General features: G+C 25.2%; 11 protein-coding genes. 8 read left to right on the forward strand and 3 right to left on the reverse strand.

The features are described from left to right. The 5 genes from ARA19_RS06190 to ARA19_RS06215 all read left to right on the forward strand — a co-directional run bounded on the left by ARA19_RS06190 (nucleotide 1) and on the right by ARA19_RS06215 (nucleotide 7728). Nucleotides 1-2628, forward strand: a complete 2628-nt coding sequence (locus tag ARA19_RS06190) for a 3'-5' exonuclease (RefSeq protein ID WP_055070100.1) — start codon at nucleotides 1-3, stop codon at nucleotides 2626-2628. Between the two features lie 536 nt (nucleotides 2629-3164). Next, nucleotides 3165-4457, forward strand: coding sequence for a cation:proton antiporter (locus ARA19_RS06200; RefSeq protein ID WP_055070102.1), 1293 nt, complete (start codon nucleotides 3165-3167; stop codon nucleotides 4455-4457). Nucleotides 4458-4627: 170 nt separating this feature from the next. Beyond that, nucleotides 4628-5584, forward strand: a complete 957-nt coding sequence (locus ARA19_RS06205; protein WP_055070103.1) for an FAD:protein FMN transferase — start codon at nucleotides 4628-4630, stop codon at nucleotides 5582-5584. A gap of 9 nt (nucleotides 5585-5593) precedes the next feature. After that, a complete protein-coding gene (locus tag ARA19_RS06210; protein WP_055070104.1) occupies nucleotides 5594-7111 on the forward strand; it encodes a 4Fe-4S binding protein in 1518 nt (505 codons plus the stop codon). Between the two features lie 338 nt (nucleotides 7112-7449). Then, the gene (locus ARA19_RS06215) at nucleotides 7450-7728 is read left to right on the forward strand and encodes an ArsR/SmtB family transcription factor (protein WP_055070105.1); all 279 of its coding nucleotides are present in this window, start codon (nucleotides 7450-7452) and stop codon (nucleotides 7726-7728) included. Between the two features lie 724 nt (nucleotides 7729-8452). On the opposite strand, the gene ARA19_RS06220 is transcribed toward ARA19_RS06215, so the two are convergent. Both ARA19_RS06220 and ARA19_RS06225 read right to left on the reverse strand, forming a co-directional pair. Then, complete coding sequence (locus ARA19_RS06220) at nucleotides 8453-9178, reverse strand: PP-loop family protein (protein ID WP_055070290.1); 726 nt, start codon at nucleotides 9176-9178, stop codon at nucleotides 8453-8455. 156 nt (nucleotides 9179-9334) lie between these two features. Then, complete coding sequence (locus tag ARA19_RS06225; RefSeq protein ID WP_055070106.1) at nucleotides 9335-10534, reverse strand: hypothetical protein; 1200 nt, start codon at nucleotides 10532-10534, stop codon at nucleotides 9335-9337. A 250-nt stretch (nucleotides 10535-10784) separates the two neighbouring features. On the opposite strand from ARA19_RS06225, the gene ARA19_RS06230 reads away from it, so the two are divergent. Beyond that, nucleotides 10785-11465 (forward strand): hypothetical protein, encoded by a 681-nt coding sequence (locus ARA19_RS06230; RefSeq protein WP_055070107.1) that lies wholly within the window; start codon nucleotides 10785-10787, stop codon nucleotides 11463-11465. Nucleotides 11466-11554: 89 nt separating this feature from the next. Here ARA19_RS06230 and ARA19_RS06235 read toward each other — a convergent pair whose 3' ends face one another. Further along, nucleotides 11555-12124, reverse strand: coding sequence for an N-acetyltransferase (locus ARA19_RS06235; RefSeq protein WP_055070108.1), 570 nt, complete (start codon nucleotides 12122-12124; stop codon nucleotides 11555-11557). 520 nt (nucleotides 12125-12644) lie between these two features. Here ARA19_RS06235 and ARA19_RS06240 point away from each other — a divergent pair. After that, on the forward strand, nucleotides 12645-16160 hold the full coding sequence (locus tag ARA19_RS06240) for a COG1361 family protein (protein ID WP_055070109.1): 3516 nt from the start codon (nucleotides 12645-12647) through the stop codon (nucleotides 16158-16160). A 77-nt stretch (nucleotides 16161-16237) separates the two neighbouring features. After that, nucleotides 16238-16648: a hypothetical protein gene (locus tag ARA19_RS06245; RefSeq protein WP_055070110.1), complete on the forward strand. Its 411-nt coding sequence runs from the start codon at nucleotides 16238-16240 to the stop codon at nucleotides 16646-16648. Nucleotides 16649-16798: the final 150 nt, after the last annotated feature.

The following is a 16798-nucleotide window of genomic DNA, read 5'->3' on the forward strand; positions in this document are numbered from 1 at the left end:
ATGAATCTTAATGAAAAACAACTTATTGTTACGAATACTTTAGATAAAAATATTTTTTTGGCAGCTCCAGCTGGGACAGGAAAAACTAAAGTTTTATCTGAGAGAGTTTTTAATATAATAGAAAGAAATTTAGCAAAGGAAGAAGAAATACTTTGTATAACCTTTACTAATAAGGCTGCAAAGGAAATGAAAGAAAGAATAGAAAATAGACTTGATGGAAGTACTAAATGTACAATTAAAACTTTTCATAGTTTTTGTCTTGAGGTTATTAGAAATAATGCTAAAAATAATACAGATATTTCAACTGACTTTGTTGTTTTTGATGAAGAAGATGGAAGAGAGGCAGTTAGAAAAATTGCCACCATTCAACAAAGTGGATATGATAGGGCTTTTATAAATATAGCTATGATGCATAAATTTATAAATCTTGTAAAGGATTATAGACTTAAATGGGGATTTTTAAGTGATGATGAAAGTCATGATTATAAGGTTTGTATAAATAATTTATCACAACCAAATTTTAAGAATTTAGTTGTAGATTGTTTTAAAGATAATGGTTCTGTAAATATAAAACTTATGAATTATATGTTAACTAATGGTGCACTTTATATTTCATTTTATAATAAGCAACTTAGAAGTGATAAGGCCTTAGATTTTAATGACTTAATTACTTTCACTAAGTTACTTTTTAAAAACGAGGATATCGTTAATTATTATAGAGAAAAATATAAATTTATAAATATAGATGAAGTTCAAGATACTAGTATGACAGATTATGAAATTATAGAGAAACTATTTAAGAATGATAAAAACAAAAATGTTTTATTATGTGGTGATATATTTCAAACTATTTATAAGTGGAGAGGATCTGAACCAGAGAAAATATTTGAAGCTTTTAGAAAAGAATGTAGCCCTCTTGAAATAGCCTTTGATAAAAATTATAGAGCTACAAAAACTTTAACTGATGCTAGTATGAATTTTTTAGGGAATGTATTTAAAAGCAAAGTATCTGAAGTATATAAAGATGGAATTACTTCTTATAATGATGAAAGTGGAGAAAAGATTTCTGTAATAGCTTATGAAAATTTTGAAGGGGAAGCAATAGGTATATTAAAGACTTTTAAAGAATTAGCTTTAAAAGGTGAAGATTTAAGTAAGGTTTGTGTACTTACAAGGATGAATAGTTATAATAAGGAAATAAGTAAAGTTTTAAGTAGACTTAGTAAAAATGAAGATTTTGAATTTATATTAGTTGATGAATATAAATTTTTTAGAAGAGCTGAAATAAAAGATATTACGGCTATGTTTAAAATACTTACAAATCCCTATGATACTGTGAGTCTAGAGAGAATTCTAAAGAGGCTAAATACAGGAATAGGAAAAAGAATTCTTGAAAAAATGGAAACAAGGGAGTTTAGGTTAGCAAGGGTAAAGCTTTCAGATTTTATAAGTGACTATACTGCTAGTGGAGAGTTTTATACTAATCTTTTAAATGCCTATGATAAGGAGTCCTCAGAAGGTAATATAGTCATTTTTGATGTTGAAAGCACAGGAACTGATGTTACAAATGATGAGATAATTCAAATAGCAGCAGTAAAAATTGATAATAAAGGTAATGTTATAGATACCTATGAAAGATTTATAAAACCTAATAAGTCTGTTGGAGCATCAGCTAAGGTTCATGGATTTACTGATGAATATTTAGAAGAACATGGACTTAATAAGGAAGATGTTTTAAAGGAATTTATAGAGTATACTAGGGGGAAGATAGTAGTTGGTCACAATGTACAATATGATATAAATATTTTTAGAAGTGAACTTAGTAGATACAATATAGGAGAACCTTTGTTTAAGGGCTTTTATGATACCTTAGATATTTATAGAAGATTTTATCCAATGGAATCAAATTATAAGCTTGAGTATTTAAGTGAAAGATTTAAAACTAATCATAAACCAAGTCATAATGCATTGGATGATATAAAAGCTACAACAGAGTTATTAATTATGGCTATTGAAGATAAAATAAGACCAACAACATTTGAGAGAATGAAACTTGTAGCCGATTTATACAAAAAATTTGGAGAATTCAGAGAGAAGTATAGAATTCTTTGTGAAAAATCCTATGAAATAAGACCTTATGAAATGATTTTGGAAGTACAAAAGTACTTTGATATTATAAATAAGTATCCTGTTCATGAAAGAGAAGAACGTTTTAGAAGAATAAAAAACTTCTATAAAGTGCTTGAAACTTTAGATGAGAAGGATAAGTGTCCAAGAGATGCTCTAATTTCATCGGTGGAACTTACAGCATTATCAGGAGGAGAAATTGAAGAAATCCTCTCAAGTACACAAAAAAAGCCAAGAATACCTATAATAACAGTTCATCAAGCAAAGGGGCTTGAATATAATACGGTAATAGTAGCAGGGCTTACAGATGGAAAGTTTCCATTATATAATGGTGATTTAGATGAAGAAGGAAAGCTTTTTTATGTTGCAATAACAAGAGCTAAAAAGAGATTAATTTTAACTTATCCAAATAAGGGGAAAAATTATCAAGGTACAGAGTATAACACAAAAATAAGTCCTTTTATAGGAAGAATAGATGAGAGTTTTTTAGAGTTTAAATAACTAATATAGGAATTTTTAAATTTAAATTAGTCATATTTCTTTGTTATGTTTAATATATTAATAATGTAATATTAAATTATAAAATATAAAACATAGTGGGGAGTTGCACGAGAAGTGCAACTCCCTTATATTGCGTATATTTTATATAAACGTAGACTTAGTTCAGGTGGAGTTCTGACTCTACCTCAATGCTTAGTGGAGGGTGAAGCTATTTATCTCTTACTTATGGAAGATAGAAGTATTACAGCCCCTAGTTATGAGATAAAAGAACATTATAATATTAGGAATGAAAAGTAAGTAATTTATGGTGAGGTGCAAGAGGAAATACAGTGGATATATAAATATATAATGAAAAATGTAAAAAATGTGAAAAATGTAAGAATATCATATAAAATCCAAAAGAAAAGTGATAAAATCTAGAGAGGTAAGTCATTATATCTTATTGATGTTATAACTAAAGAAAAATAGAAAATTTATATAGCAAAACATAGGATAATTATTTAATAGTAATAAGGAATATGGGGAGGTTAATTTAAATGATTAAAGGAATCATATTACTAGCTATATTTACAGTTATGGCATTAATGGTTGGAAAATTAGTTTCAAAGCTCAATCTACCATCTATACTTGGTTGGTTATTAACAGGTATGATAATAGGTCCACATGCATTAAATTGGCTGAATGGTAGCATATTAGATACTGGTTGGTTTCATGTTATAAGTAATGTTGGAGAAGTTTTAGTAGGAATGCTAATTGGTGCTGAGTTAATAGTAGGAGAGCTTAAGAAATCAGGAAAACAAATATTAACTATATGTTTTTTTGAAGGAATGGCAGCGTTTATAGTTGTTACAGTAGCATTTTTAATATTTGCAGATATTCCAATATCTATAGCTTTAATATTTGGAGCAATTGCATTAGCAACAGCACCAGCACCATCGTTATCAATAGTTAAAGAGTATAATGCTAAAGGTCCAGTTTCAAAAACTTTAATACCACTTGCTGCATTAGATGATGTGTTAGCATTAATTGTATTTTTCTTAGTTATAGGTGGAGTTTCAGGAGCAATGACTGGAGAATCAGTAAATATTCTTTCTATATTAATGATGATAATATTACCATTGGCTATTGGAGCACTTACAGGAGTTATAGGAGCTAAAATATTAAAAAATAAAAAAACTAAAGAAGTAGATGATTTAAATAAGATAGAAAATGAAAATTCATTTAATAAAAAATTTAAATTAGAAATTTTATTAAAGCTTACATTTCTTATAGCCCTTACCGTAATTATAGGAAGATATGTAAATGATAATATACTATCAATAAATTTATTATTGTCTGGTATATCTTTTTTTGCGATTATTGTAAATAAAGTTGAAAAAGAAAGATTAGATGAGATAATGGAAGTTGTTAATCCTATAATAGGAATAGGTCTAGTTGTAATGGTAATAAACTTAGGAGCTCCATTAGATTATAATTTAATATTTGGCGCTGGATTACTTACTGTTATATATATAGTAGCTCGTGGAATTGGTAAGATAGCAGGGGCTTATACAGGTGGTAAGTTAGTAAAAGCTGATCCTAAGGTGTGTAAATATCTAGGATTATCTCTCTTACCTCATTCAGGTGTATCTCTTATATTTACAGGAATTGCAGTTGATACATTACTTCCATTTGAACCAGAGTATGCTGTAATGATACAAGGAACTATTGCAGCTGCAGCTGTTATAAATGAAATTATAGCGGTATTTTTAGCTAAACAAGCATTTAAAATGTCTGGAGAAATTGATGTAAGTAAGGAAGAACAAAAAGATAAAATACTTAGAAATTAAAATATATAATAAATTAGATATAAAGGTAGATTTAATTTTCTACTTTTATATCTTTTTTTTGTAAATTAACATTACTCTGATTTGTTATTAAAATTTTTTAATTTGTTTTTATATGGATGAAAAATTATAATTAAATTTAAAAGAATAATTAAAAAGAAGAGTGGTGACTAATGAATTTTAATGATAAACAAAAAGAAGAGTTTTCTTTCCAAGCTTTAGGAACAAATTGTGAATTTATTATTTACGGATGTAATGCTAAATATATAGGAAATATAGGGAAGCGTGAGGTGGAAATTTTTGAGAAGAATTTTTCCTCTTATGATGGTAATAGTGAAATAGGAAAAATAAATAAAAATTCAGGAAAGTTAACTGAATTATCGAGGGAATGTTTTGATTTAATTAAGAAATCAATTTTTTATAGTGAACTAACAGAAGATTTTTTTGATATTACTATTAAACCTTTAGTTAATCTTTGGTCTGTGGGAAAAGATAATTTTAATATACCGAGTGATAAAACAATTAATAAATATAGGGAGTTAGTTGATTATAAAAAGATTGAATTGAGAGAACAGTCTAGTGAAATAAAATTAAATAGTGGTCAACAAATAGATTTAGGAGCTATAGCTAAAGGATATATGGCAGATAAATTAAAGGATATATTTGTAACTTTAGGTGTAAAATCAGGAATAATTAACTTAGGTGGAAATATAGTTTTAATTGGTTCCAATATAAATGAAAAACCTTGGACTATAGGGATTCAGGACCCTTTTGAAAATAGAGGAGAATATGTTGGTATTGTTTCATTAATAGATAAATCAATAGTTACATCAGGTGTTTATGAAAGGTTTTCCATAAAGGATAATAAAGTATATAGTCATATAATTAACCCTAAAACAGCTTATCCAATAGTAGGAGAGATATTATCTATAAGTATAATTTCTAATAAGTCTATAGATGGTGATGGACTTAGTACAGGATTATATATTTTAGGAATAGAAAAGTCTTTAAAAATATTAAAGGAATTAAATTTAGATGGAATTTTTATTACAAAAGATAAAAAAGTAATAATTACAGAAGGGATAAGAAAAAATTTTATATTAACTAATGAAGAATTTAATATAGTATAGGAGAAGCTAATGAAAAAGAATTTTAAATTACAATATTTAAGAGTTTTATGTCAAATATTTTTCTTTATTTTTTATCCAGGATTATTTGCATTAGCCTTTGCACAAATAGGAAATGTAGTATCAAGTTTAGTAACAGGAAAAGCCAATAAAGAGCTTATCTTAATTAATATACTTTTAGGAATTATACTTATTGGACTAAGTATTGTTTTTGGGAGATTTTTTTGTGGATGGATGTGCTCTTTTGGAGCAATGAATGATTTATTTTACTACATATCTAAAAAGTTATTTAAATTTAATTTTGTAATAAGTGAAAGAATAGATAATATATTAAAATGGCTAAAATATTTAATTTTATTATTTATTATTATTTGTTTTTGGATACTTGGAATGAGTTTTGCAAATGAGCTTAATCCATGGAAAAGCTTTGCTGAAATAGCTAAATTTCCACCATCAAAGCAAATGTTAACAGTAGGTTTAATATTCTTAGTGATTATTATAATAGGATCTATGCTAATAGAAAGGTTCTTTTGTAGATATTTATGTCCTCTAGGTGCTATATTTACTTTATTTTCAAAATTTAAAATAACTAATATATATAAGGAAAGGTCAGTTTGTGGAAAGTGCAAGGCTTGTACAGCTACTTGTTCTATGGGACTAGCCTTATATAAAGAGAATAAAGTTAAAGAAGTTGACTGTATAAGCTGCTTAAAGTGTGTAGATACATGTCCAAAGAAAAATGTAAATCTTGGAGTAAATAAAAAGACTATTAATGCAGTTATTATTACATCTATTTTCTTAGTATTATTCTTTATACTTTACTTTATAAAAAATTCTATAACTACAAGATTATTAAAAAATTATAACCCTATAAGTTCAAATAATAATTTTAATATACAAAAAAATACTAATACAATTATAGAAAAACCAAGTTCAAATGTATATAAGGATGGAATTTATTATGGGACAGCAAGAGGTTATAAATCTAATATAGAAGTAAAGGTAACTGTAAAAAATAATAAAATAACAGCTGTTAATGTGGTTAGTATAGATGATACAGTAGGATACTATGAGGAAGCTGTTCAAATAATTCCAAAGGAAATTTTAAATGCTCAATCTCCAGCTGTTGATGCAGTTGCAGGGGCAACACAATCTTCTATGGGGATTATTGATGCAACTAAAAAAGCTCTTATAAAAGCAATTGGTGGAGGTAGTGAGAATAGTAATAAGGCTGCTACTTTAACATCAATGAACAGCAGTAATAATGGTGGCTTACCAGCAGAAAAGGGAACTACTACAGTTGGGGATTCTACAGCAACAGTTGAAGTAACATTATCAGGAGAAATGATAGAGAACATTAAGGTTTTAGAACTAAATAGTGATGAAAAAAATGCACAAGAGGCAAAGAGTATAATACCTCAAGAAATTTTAAGTAGTCAATCTACTAATGTAGCTAGTGTAAGTGGTGCAAAGAATGCATCAGAAGCTATAATAAAAGCAGTTAATCAAATAATTGATACTCAAAAATAGCAAAATAACCTTTTTAATGGTTAACTTTAAATAGATTTTAATTAAAATAAAGGAAGTATATTGAATTGGAAGAGAAATTCCATCTTTGAGGTGCTTCCTTTATTATGTTTATTTAATAGCTAGAGGCTGTAATCCTTCTATCTTTTATAAGTAGGAGAATTATTCCAATACAGATTTTTGGTAATATATAAATAAACATCTATTTATACATAGAGTATATATTATGATATAGTATATAATATAGAAAGATATAAATGAACTTAAGATAGTTAATAATATGTTTTATGATTATTAAAATATATATTAATTTCATGAAAATAAAGAGTGAGGGATTTTTTATGGATAATTTATATGAAATGAATTCTAAGATATTTAAAGCTTTAGGAGATTCTAAGAGATTAGAGATAGTATCAATATTAGCAAAAGGGGAAAAGTGTGCTTGTGAACTTTTAGAGTATTTTAATTTCACTCAACCAACTTTATCTCATCATATGAGAGTTTTAATGGAGTGTGGTATAGTTGAAGTAAAAAAAGTGGGGACTTGGAATCATTATTCTTTAAATAGGAAAAATGCTAATAGATTAGTTTTATTTTTATTAGGTACAATTACTGAATAAGATAATAAATAGATAAGTTACTACATATTAAGATAGGAAGTTAATTATGAATGAATTTCAAAATTAACTTCCTATTTTTTAGTAAAAGTAAGCATTAATAAAAACATAATAATAATATCCTTAAGTAAAATGAATTTATAATAAAAATAAAAATATTAATAAGAAGTAAAGTACAGATGTTCCTAAAAGAATAGCAAGTAACCAAAAAATACAAGTAATAATAGTTTTTTGCGGTGGGATTTTCCCATTATTGTAAGGTACTTTCATAAGAAATCAACATCCTTTACAATGTATTTTTTATTATGTACTTTGTCTTATACTTTAATTCTATTAAAAAACTAAAAGAATACAATAAATATTAACAAAAATTAATTAAAAGTATTCACTTTAGAAATAAAATCAAAAAATGAAGTAATTGATTAGATAAGAAAAAGAAGGGAGTTATAGAAAGTAAATGTATTTTTTCATCTGCCGAGATAGATATATAGGTACAAAATGCTGTGACCATTGAACTAGTACTAGAAGTTCTTTATTTTTGAACAATAGTTTCGTGAAGGAATTTCCATTGTTTGAACAAAGTGAGTTTGGAAATTTTAGAAACTATTGTAGAAAAAAATATTAGAGCTTCTTTACGTAGGTGAGTGGTCACAAATGGTGAACCTATATAGCTAGATAAAAGGCAGAGAGGATGTATCTGTAATTTGATACATCCTCTTTTATTAACTTACATATTTTGTACTATTTCTTTATCCCAAATAAATAGTTGATTAGAGTTTCTTAAAGATTTAAAGAGGTTTTTCTTAAAACCTGGAATTTCTTTGTCTAGTTTCTTTATTAATTCTTTTATGTCTTGTCTATTAGTTTTTCCATCAGCAGGACAAGGATTTTTTATTATAGGGTAGTTATTTTCTTTTGCAGTTCTAATAATCATGCTTTCATCAATAAAAACCATAGGTCTAATTAAGGTAATATTATTTTTATCCATATAGCTTTTTGGTGAAAAACAATTGATTCTTCCTTCAAAAGATAGTGACATAAAGAAGGTTTCAAGAGCATCATCTTTATGGTGACCAAGTGCAACTTTATTACAACCCAACTCTTCAGCCTTAGCATTAAGAGCTCCTCTTCTTAAATTAGCACAAAGGGAACAAGGATTTTTTTCTTGTCGAATATCAAAAACAATTTCTTTTATGTTAGTTTGAACTTCATGGTATTCAACATCTAATTCTTTACAAAGTTCATGTAGGGGACTGTTATCAACTCCACCAGGGTTTAATGTAACAGCTACAAGTTCAAATTTCTCTGGTAAAAATTTTCTAAGATTATTTAATATATGTAATAATGTAAGGCTATCCTTACCACCAGAAAGCCCAAGGCAAATTTTATCTCCATTTTCTATTAGATTATATTCTACTATAGCTTGTCTAGTTTTGCTTAAAAGCTTTTGCATTAAGTTCATAATATTCCTCCATTTTATCTGAATTAACTTTTATCTTATGTAAATTGAATTTGACTAACTATATTATATAAGCTTATATATAAAAATGCGAGAAGAAAAAGCTCACCTAAGGCATTTATGCCTTAAGTGAGCTTTTAAAAGTTCTTATTAAAGATTGTTTATTATAGATAATACACCATTACCTATAGATAAGATATCATTATTCATATTTACAGCAGCACTAACCATTGTATTAACTGAGTTAAGTCCATTAACTGCACTATTTCTTGCAGCATTTGCATCTTGAAGAACATTTATTAAATTATTATTTATATTTATTCCTTGGCTACTTAATTTATTAATATTATTAACTATACTATTTATGTTATTTGATAGTGTTAGGCCAGAACTTTTTATAGAAGAAATATTATTATTTATAATATTTAAATTGTGTTTTACTGTTGCAACAAATTTTAAGTTTTCTAAAGCACTAGGTTTTGAACCACTAGCTATAATATTTTTAGCAGCATTATTTATATTTCCAATAGCAGTATTTATATTGTTTATTGATCCATTTATTTGATTAATTATTTTTAAAGAATTAATTGTATCATTATTTATAGAATTAAGAGTTCCATTAGCTTCATTAACAGAACCTGTAAAGTTATTAAAACTATTTTTTAGATTATTTAAATCTTGGCTTGTAGCATTTAAGCTATTTTGTAATCCATTTAATCCAGTTTTGAAATTATTTAAGTTATTTTGTAGATTATATTTACCTTGTACTATATTAGTAACTCCATTTTCTATATTAGAATTATTGGAATTAGAGTTATTACTTTGTGTAGAACTTCCTTGAGAAGCTTGTACAGAATTATTATTTAAAGGTTGTAATTGTGTAGAACTTCCTTGGGATGTTTGTACAATATTATTAGAATTATTTTCATTATTATAGCTATTGAAAGCTGGAACTGAAGATACAGCTGAGTTTGGATTTTCATTACTATTTATAGTATTGCTAGTAGTTTGTATAGATGAATTATTCCCTGTAGTATTATTGCTTAGAGAAGTAGAACTTTTAGTAATAGTATTATTACTAGCAATAGCCTGTGCTGATGAATTATCCCCAGTAGCTGTTGTAGAAACTTTAACACCATTAGTAGTAGATGTAGCTGAAGAACTTGCACTAGAGGAGTCTTCATGGTTAGCTAAAGCTATTTTATTTTGAGGTAATTGTCCACTTACAGTTGTAGTAACTGCAATAGGTTTTTTCATATCTTTAGAAATTCCATTAGACATTGAAAAACCTATTCCACCTACTGCAGCTAAACCTATAATTGTGTATAATATACTTTTGTGTCTTAACATTTTCGTCACTCCTTAAGTAAAACTGTTTTAAATTATGTATATTGTTTATATAATCAAAAATAGATTATAAATTTATATTATAACTTTTGAAAGAAATAGTCCATTAACTAAATGTAACATATTCTTTGATATAGGTATAAAACATTAATTTTTTGTAAATATTGATATTGTTATAATAAATGTTATATAATTTAAGTTGTATATTTTTAAAATATATTTATTAGGAAGCAATACAAAGGAGGAAATAAATATGGAAGAAGCAATGAAATATAAAGAAGTTCAAGAATTCTTAGAACTTGATTCTGGTATTAAAATATCAAACAGAGCAGGAAAAGCATTCAAAATATTCAAAGGAAGAAATCTTATAAAAAATCAATCTATAGAATTTTATGCACATAATAGAAAAGAAGAAGTATGTAATATAATGGAATTAATAAATTCTTATAAACTTGATAAAGAGTTAATAAAAGAATTATTAAAAATGGATTTATTTTTCATACTTTTATTAGAAGGATGGAATAAAATAAACCTTCAAGATAGTATGGATAAAATAAATGAATATGTAGAAAAACAAGCTGAATATTATATTAAAAATACTTTAGATAAACCAGAACTACATAAATACAACATAAAAGATTTTACATTTAATGTTGGTGAAAACTTCACAATGAGTTTTGAAAATAATGAAATAAAGTTTGCAATATGTAATCAAGAAATCGCAAAATACGATGAAAGATTTACAAACTTATTTGCTAACATGGTTATGGATGGAACAACATCACCACAAAGTTTAATAGCAGATATGGTAATGGATGCTACAAATAGAGAAATGCAACTAGAAATACCAGTTGGTCAAAGAGTAAGTTCAGAAGGAATTTATACTGGAATTGATGAATTTAAGAGCTTAATGAAAGATAATTTCTTATTTTAGTTATCATAAATAAAAGGATATAAAGGTTATAAAATCTAAATTTACTTAATGTTGATTTAGATTTTATATTACCTATATATCCTTAAGCTTTAGCTATCAGGTAAAAGCTTTTTACTAAGAATATATCTTCTTAGTCCACCATACTTTAGTTTTTCTTTTTCTACTTTAAAATCTAAGGCTAAAAATGAATTTAGGCTATATGGATTTAGAGGAGATACAGTAGCAGTTATATATTTATCTCCTTGATTTAAAGCTTTTTCAATGAATTCTTCACAAATTAATTGTTGAAGTTTATTCCCTCTAAATTGAGGTGAAACAAGTGTAGATTCGATTTGAGATGTTTTTAATAAATCTTCTTCTGAAAATCCTAAATCATGGCCGTAATTTTCCTTGTCCAATTTTTTAAGAATATAAATACCAACAGCAATAAGTTCCTTAGTATTTAAATTCTCAACACCTAGAATATAATGTGGCTTTTCTAAATATTCAATGTATTCAGTACTAGTTATAGGAGCATAAAGATCTTTATTATCTAGAGCTTGGATTATTTTTTCTTGAAAGTTCATGAATCTATTTAAATCATTTCTATCTAAAGCAATAAATTTAGCATCTACTAAATTATCATTATTATATCTATCTTTTAATTTTATTTTATTCATTATAAAATCACTTCCTTTTTATAATTTCATCTTATATTAGATTATACCTCTTAAATATAACCAGTTTGTATTTTAATAAGATTTAGTATTTAAGTTTTGTTGAATGAACTTAACTATTTAATTTAATATTATTTCATTAAGTATATATTATCATAATTATAATGATTAACAAAGATAACTTAATATATGAAGAAAGAGCTCATTTAGAAAGGCTATTGGAATTTTGAAGTAATAAAATTTATATAATCTATCATATACATAAACTGAGACTTAATTTAGAAAGTGTTAAAGCTTCAGCTAAATTTTAGTGAAAATTGCTTAGTGATATATATCTATTTAAATCTAGCTTATAGAATATTGAAATATTATAAGACCTAGATAAATAATAGATTATAAGTAAACTATACTTATACATAAACGTAAACATAAACAGAAATGTAAACAAAAGTGAAAACATAAATGATTGTTTAAATTATAAAAATTTAGCGTAGTATAAAGGAAGTTTTAAGGGGTAGTAAGAATGGAGGAAGTAAAGAACTTTGTGAAAATATATATAGATTATTCTACTGATTTTGCTATGATAAATGAAAATATAACTTATAGTATAGTGGTAGAAAATACTAGTAATGAGAATATAAAAAATTTATTTATTAGTATAAATATACCGAAAAATACAGAGTATTGTGATGAAAGTTTAGTGTGTAGTTTAAAGTATAAAATAAGTGATAAGGAAAGTGGGATAATATTAGATGAATTAAAAGCAAATTCAAGGTGTAGTATATTTTATAAGGTAGAAGTTATAAAAGTTCCAGAGGAAGGCACTATAATAAATAGGAACTTTACAAAATATAAAAATGATGAAAATGAAGTTGTAGAGATAGGCAGTAATATTTTATATACAAGAATAAAAGGGGCTCTTATTAAGAAAGAAGAAGATTTTAGAAAAAATATAGTTGATGGACAATTAAAAATTGGAGAAGTTATAACCTTTGAAATAATAATAAAAAATACAGGAAATTTAACAGCTTTTGATTTATTTTTAACTGATATAGTACCTAGAAATATTGAACCTTTACTAGAGAAGGTTATAGTTAATAATAGAATAATTACTTTAGATTCATTGAAATCTATAGCCCTTGGAAATTTAGGACCATATAAGTCTGTGATTATTAGATACAAAGCACTTGTAAAAAATACAACGTCAGAGAATGAAACATTTTCTTTAGGAAAGTTAAAATATAGATATTTTAATGATTTCATAGGAGATTACATAGATGCTGAAAGTATTAGTAATGAATTAGCACTAAATATAAATGAAGCAATAATTAATAATAAGAATTTTAAGTGTACTATTGATAAAAAAAATTATATTTTAAATGATAGTATTTTTTGTGAATTTAATATAGAAAATTCAGGAAATACATCTGCATTAAATACAAGGTTATGTATAAATTTATCTGAGGGAATTGAAATAAAAAATGATTCTATTTTTATAAATGGTGAAGAAAATAAAGTTGAAAATTTTAATAATATTGAATTAGGTGAACTAAAATCTTTTCAGAGAATTACAGTTAGTTTTAAAGGAAAAGTAAAAACTATTAATAATGGAGAGAAATATATTTTAGGAAAAATATTATACGATTATAAAGACTTAGAACTAGGGGAAGTTGTAAGTAAATATAAGGAAAGTAATATTGTTAAATTCAATGTTTATGGAGTTATTATAAACAATAATAGGAAAGTAATAGAACGATTTGTAAATAAGAAATATTGTAAAATTGGAGAGGATATAGAATATAAATTAATTATTGAAAATAAAGGAAATTTGAAATGTAGTAATGTAAGATTAAATGAGTTAGATGAATTTGGTCAAGAAGTTCTTAGGGAATCACTTAAAATTAATGGGGTTAATATAAGAGAAAATAATAAAGGATATTTCTTTATTGGAGATATTAATCCAGGAGAGAAAAAAGAAGTATTATATAGAAGTAAAATTGTAAATATGCCTTCAGAGGAAATAATAAGAAGTAGGGCTTATATAGAATATTTTGAGGGCAATAATTTTACGGAAAGAAAAAAAATATGGTGTAAGGAAAAAGAAATAAAGGTAGTTGGAGCTAAAATAGAAGCTCAATTAAAGGTAGAGGATTTTTACAATGTAAATGGAGAAGCTATAAATTGTAATTTAAATATAAGAAATGTAGGAAATAAAAAGGCTAATAGACTAAAGTTATTTATATTTGAAAATTCAATTATAAAAGTTTCAAAGATAACTTATTGTAATAAAGAAAATAAAATTATAGAGGGGAATAATGGAATAGAAATTCGGAGTTTAGATTGTTTTGAAGACTTGGATTTGAATATAGAAATAGATGTTACAGAAGCAAAATTTCATAATAAAATTTCCTTAGAGGGAGAAGTGCAGTATTCTTATTTTCTAGATAATGAAGAAAGCAAGGTAGAAATTTCCCTATGTAATATAAGTAAACAGCATTTAAAGCTTTTTTATCCTAGTATAGATTTAAATTATAATACTTGGATTAAAGGAATAGAAGCTAATGAAGAATTTGAAGTAAATTTAGTAGTTAAAAATACTGGGAATATAAATTTATCTAATATAAGGATATGGGATATAGTAGATGATGGATTAGATTTACTTTATTGTAGTGAATTTTATGAAAATAATTTTATAGTTTTAGGAAATTTAAGAGTAGAAGAAGAAAGAATTATAACTATTATATTAAAGGGACGAATGGACTTTTATGAAAGTATTATAAGTATAGGTGGAAAGGTGGTCTATGAATATTTTTGTGAAAAAACTATAGAGTTTACTAAAAATATAAATCCTTTAAAACTTGAGTTTATAAATTCTCAAATAGAGATGAATTTAAGCAGTGAAAAAGATGAAGTCATCTTAGGTGAGGATACTTATAATAATTTAGTTATAAAAAATAAAGGATTATATAATTTATTTGAAGCAAAATTATATCTTGTATATGATAATACTTTAGATACTATTATTAATCCTAATGTAGCCATAAATAATAAGTTAGTTAAATTTAATAATTTAGATAAAGTTATTGAATTAGGAAATATAGAGTCTGGAGAAAGCTTAATAATAAAATATACAGTAACACCAGAAACCATAAATAATAGAAACATCTATTGTAAATTAATAGGGAATTATGAATTTAAAAATAGTGGAGAAAGTAGAGAGAAAACTTTTTATAGTAATAAGATTTTATTGGTGGTACAAAAAGTAAGTCTCAAAAGTTTTTTATCTGCTGATAAGAATATTGTATATAAGGGAGAGAAGATAAAATACAGTTCGCTTTTAATAAATGATGGAACTGTACCACTTGATATTTCTTATAAATTAAATGTGAATAAATCCTTAGTTCCTCAATATAATGGTTTTATTGTAAATGGAGTTGTTATTGAAAATGAAGATCTTTATTGTACTACAATAAATCCCTCTGAGGGAATATCAATAGATAGGTTATACAGCTATAATAATTCTTTTGGAGGAAATAAAATTTTAGCAGAATCCTTAATAAATTATAGTTATAGTATTGATGGAAAAGAATATAAGAATATAAATAATAAAACAGAAAGATTATTTATTGATGCAGCTTTTACTACCTTTAAGGAAGTAATTGTAGAGCATAAGGAAAAGCTTATTGATTTTGAGGAAGAACTTACTAGTGTATCTAATGTTTATGTTAGTACTCATATATTGAATTATTATGTGGTAGATAGATTTAAGAACATAGATACAAATAATGAGATAATATCATCAACTAAAATTGTAGTTAGAGGAATCATTACCTTAAAAATAGAATATATATCAAAAACAAACAATGTTTATATTCATAATAAACATTTAGATTTTGTCACATTTATTATTTTACCAAGAGAATTTAAAGATGGAGATAAAATAGAAATTAAAGGAGAAGTCTTAGATATTTATTATAAAATAATAGATTTATCATACCTATTTTTAAATATAAATCTTATAATAAAAGCTCTTTTTTAACAAAAATATAATTTAATACATATAATAATTTAGAGAAATTATATATATTGAATTAATTAAGTAAGGAGTGCTAGGGTGTGATATATAGTGGCTTTGATAACTTGGCTAATATGAGGAAAAATAAAATTGACTCAGCATATTATAACAGCAAATATAAATGTAAATATACATTAGAAAAATGTACTGATTTGGTTGGTAAAAGTATTAATTTATATATAGATTGGAGTAAGAGTGAGCATAAAAGAGATGTAGTATTAAATGAAATAAATTATATAAGAATTTCAGGATCGGTTTTGGATGATAAATCTAATAAGATTAGAGGCATTTACGTGACATTATACAGATATGATATAGTAAATTATAAAACAGAGTATACAACTATAGCAGATACTATTAGTGATGAAAATGGATTGTTTCAATTTATAATTACCAATAATTCAGGGGGAAATTTTAAAGTCAAAATAAGTGATAACACAAATTTTGAATAGAAATAAAAATACCTTTATTTTACTTTATAAAGGTATTTTTATTTTTTTATTAAATATACATAAGTATATAAACATTAAATATTTATTAATAGATGAATTAATATAGTTCATTAAATTTAATAATAAGTTTTTTCACTCAATTAAGCATTC

Source organism: Clostridium massiliamazoniense, from assembly GCF_001403635.1.
In the GTDB taxonomy this organism is placed as follows: Bacteria; Bacillota; Clostridia; order Clostridiales; family Clostridiaceae; genus Sarcina; species Sarcina massiliamazoniense.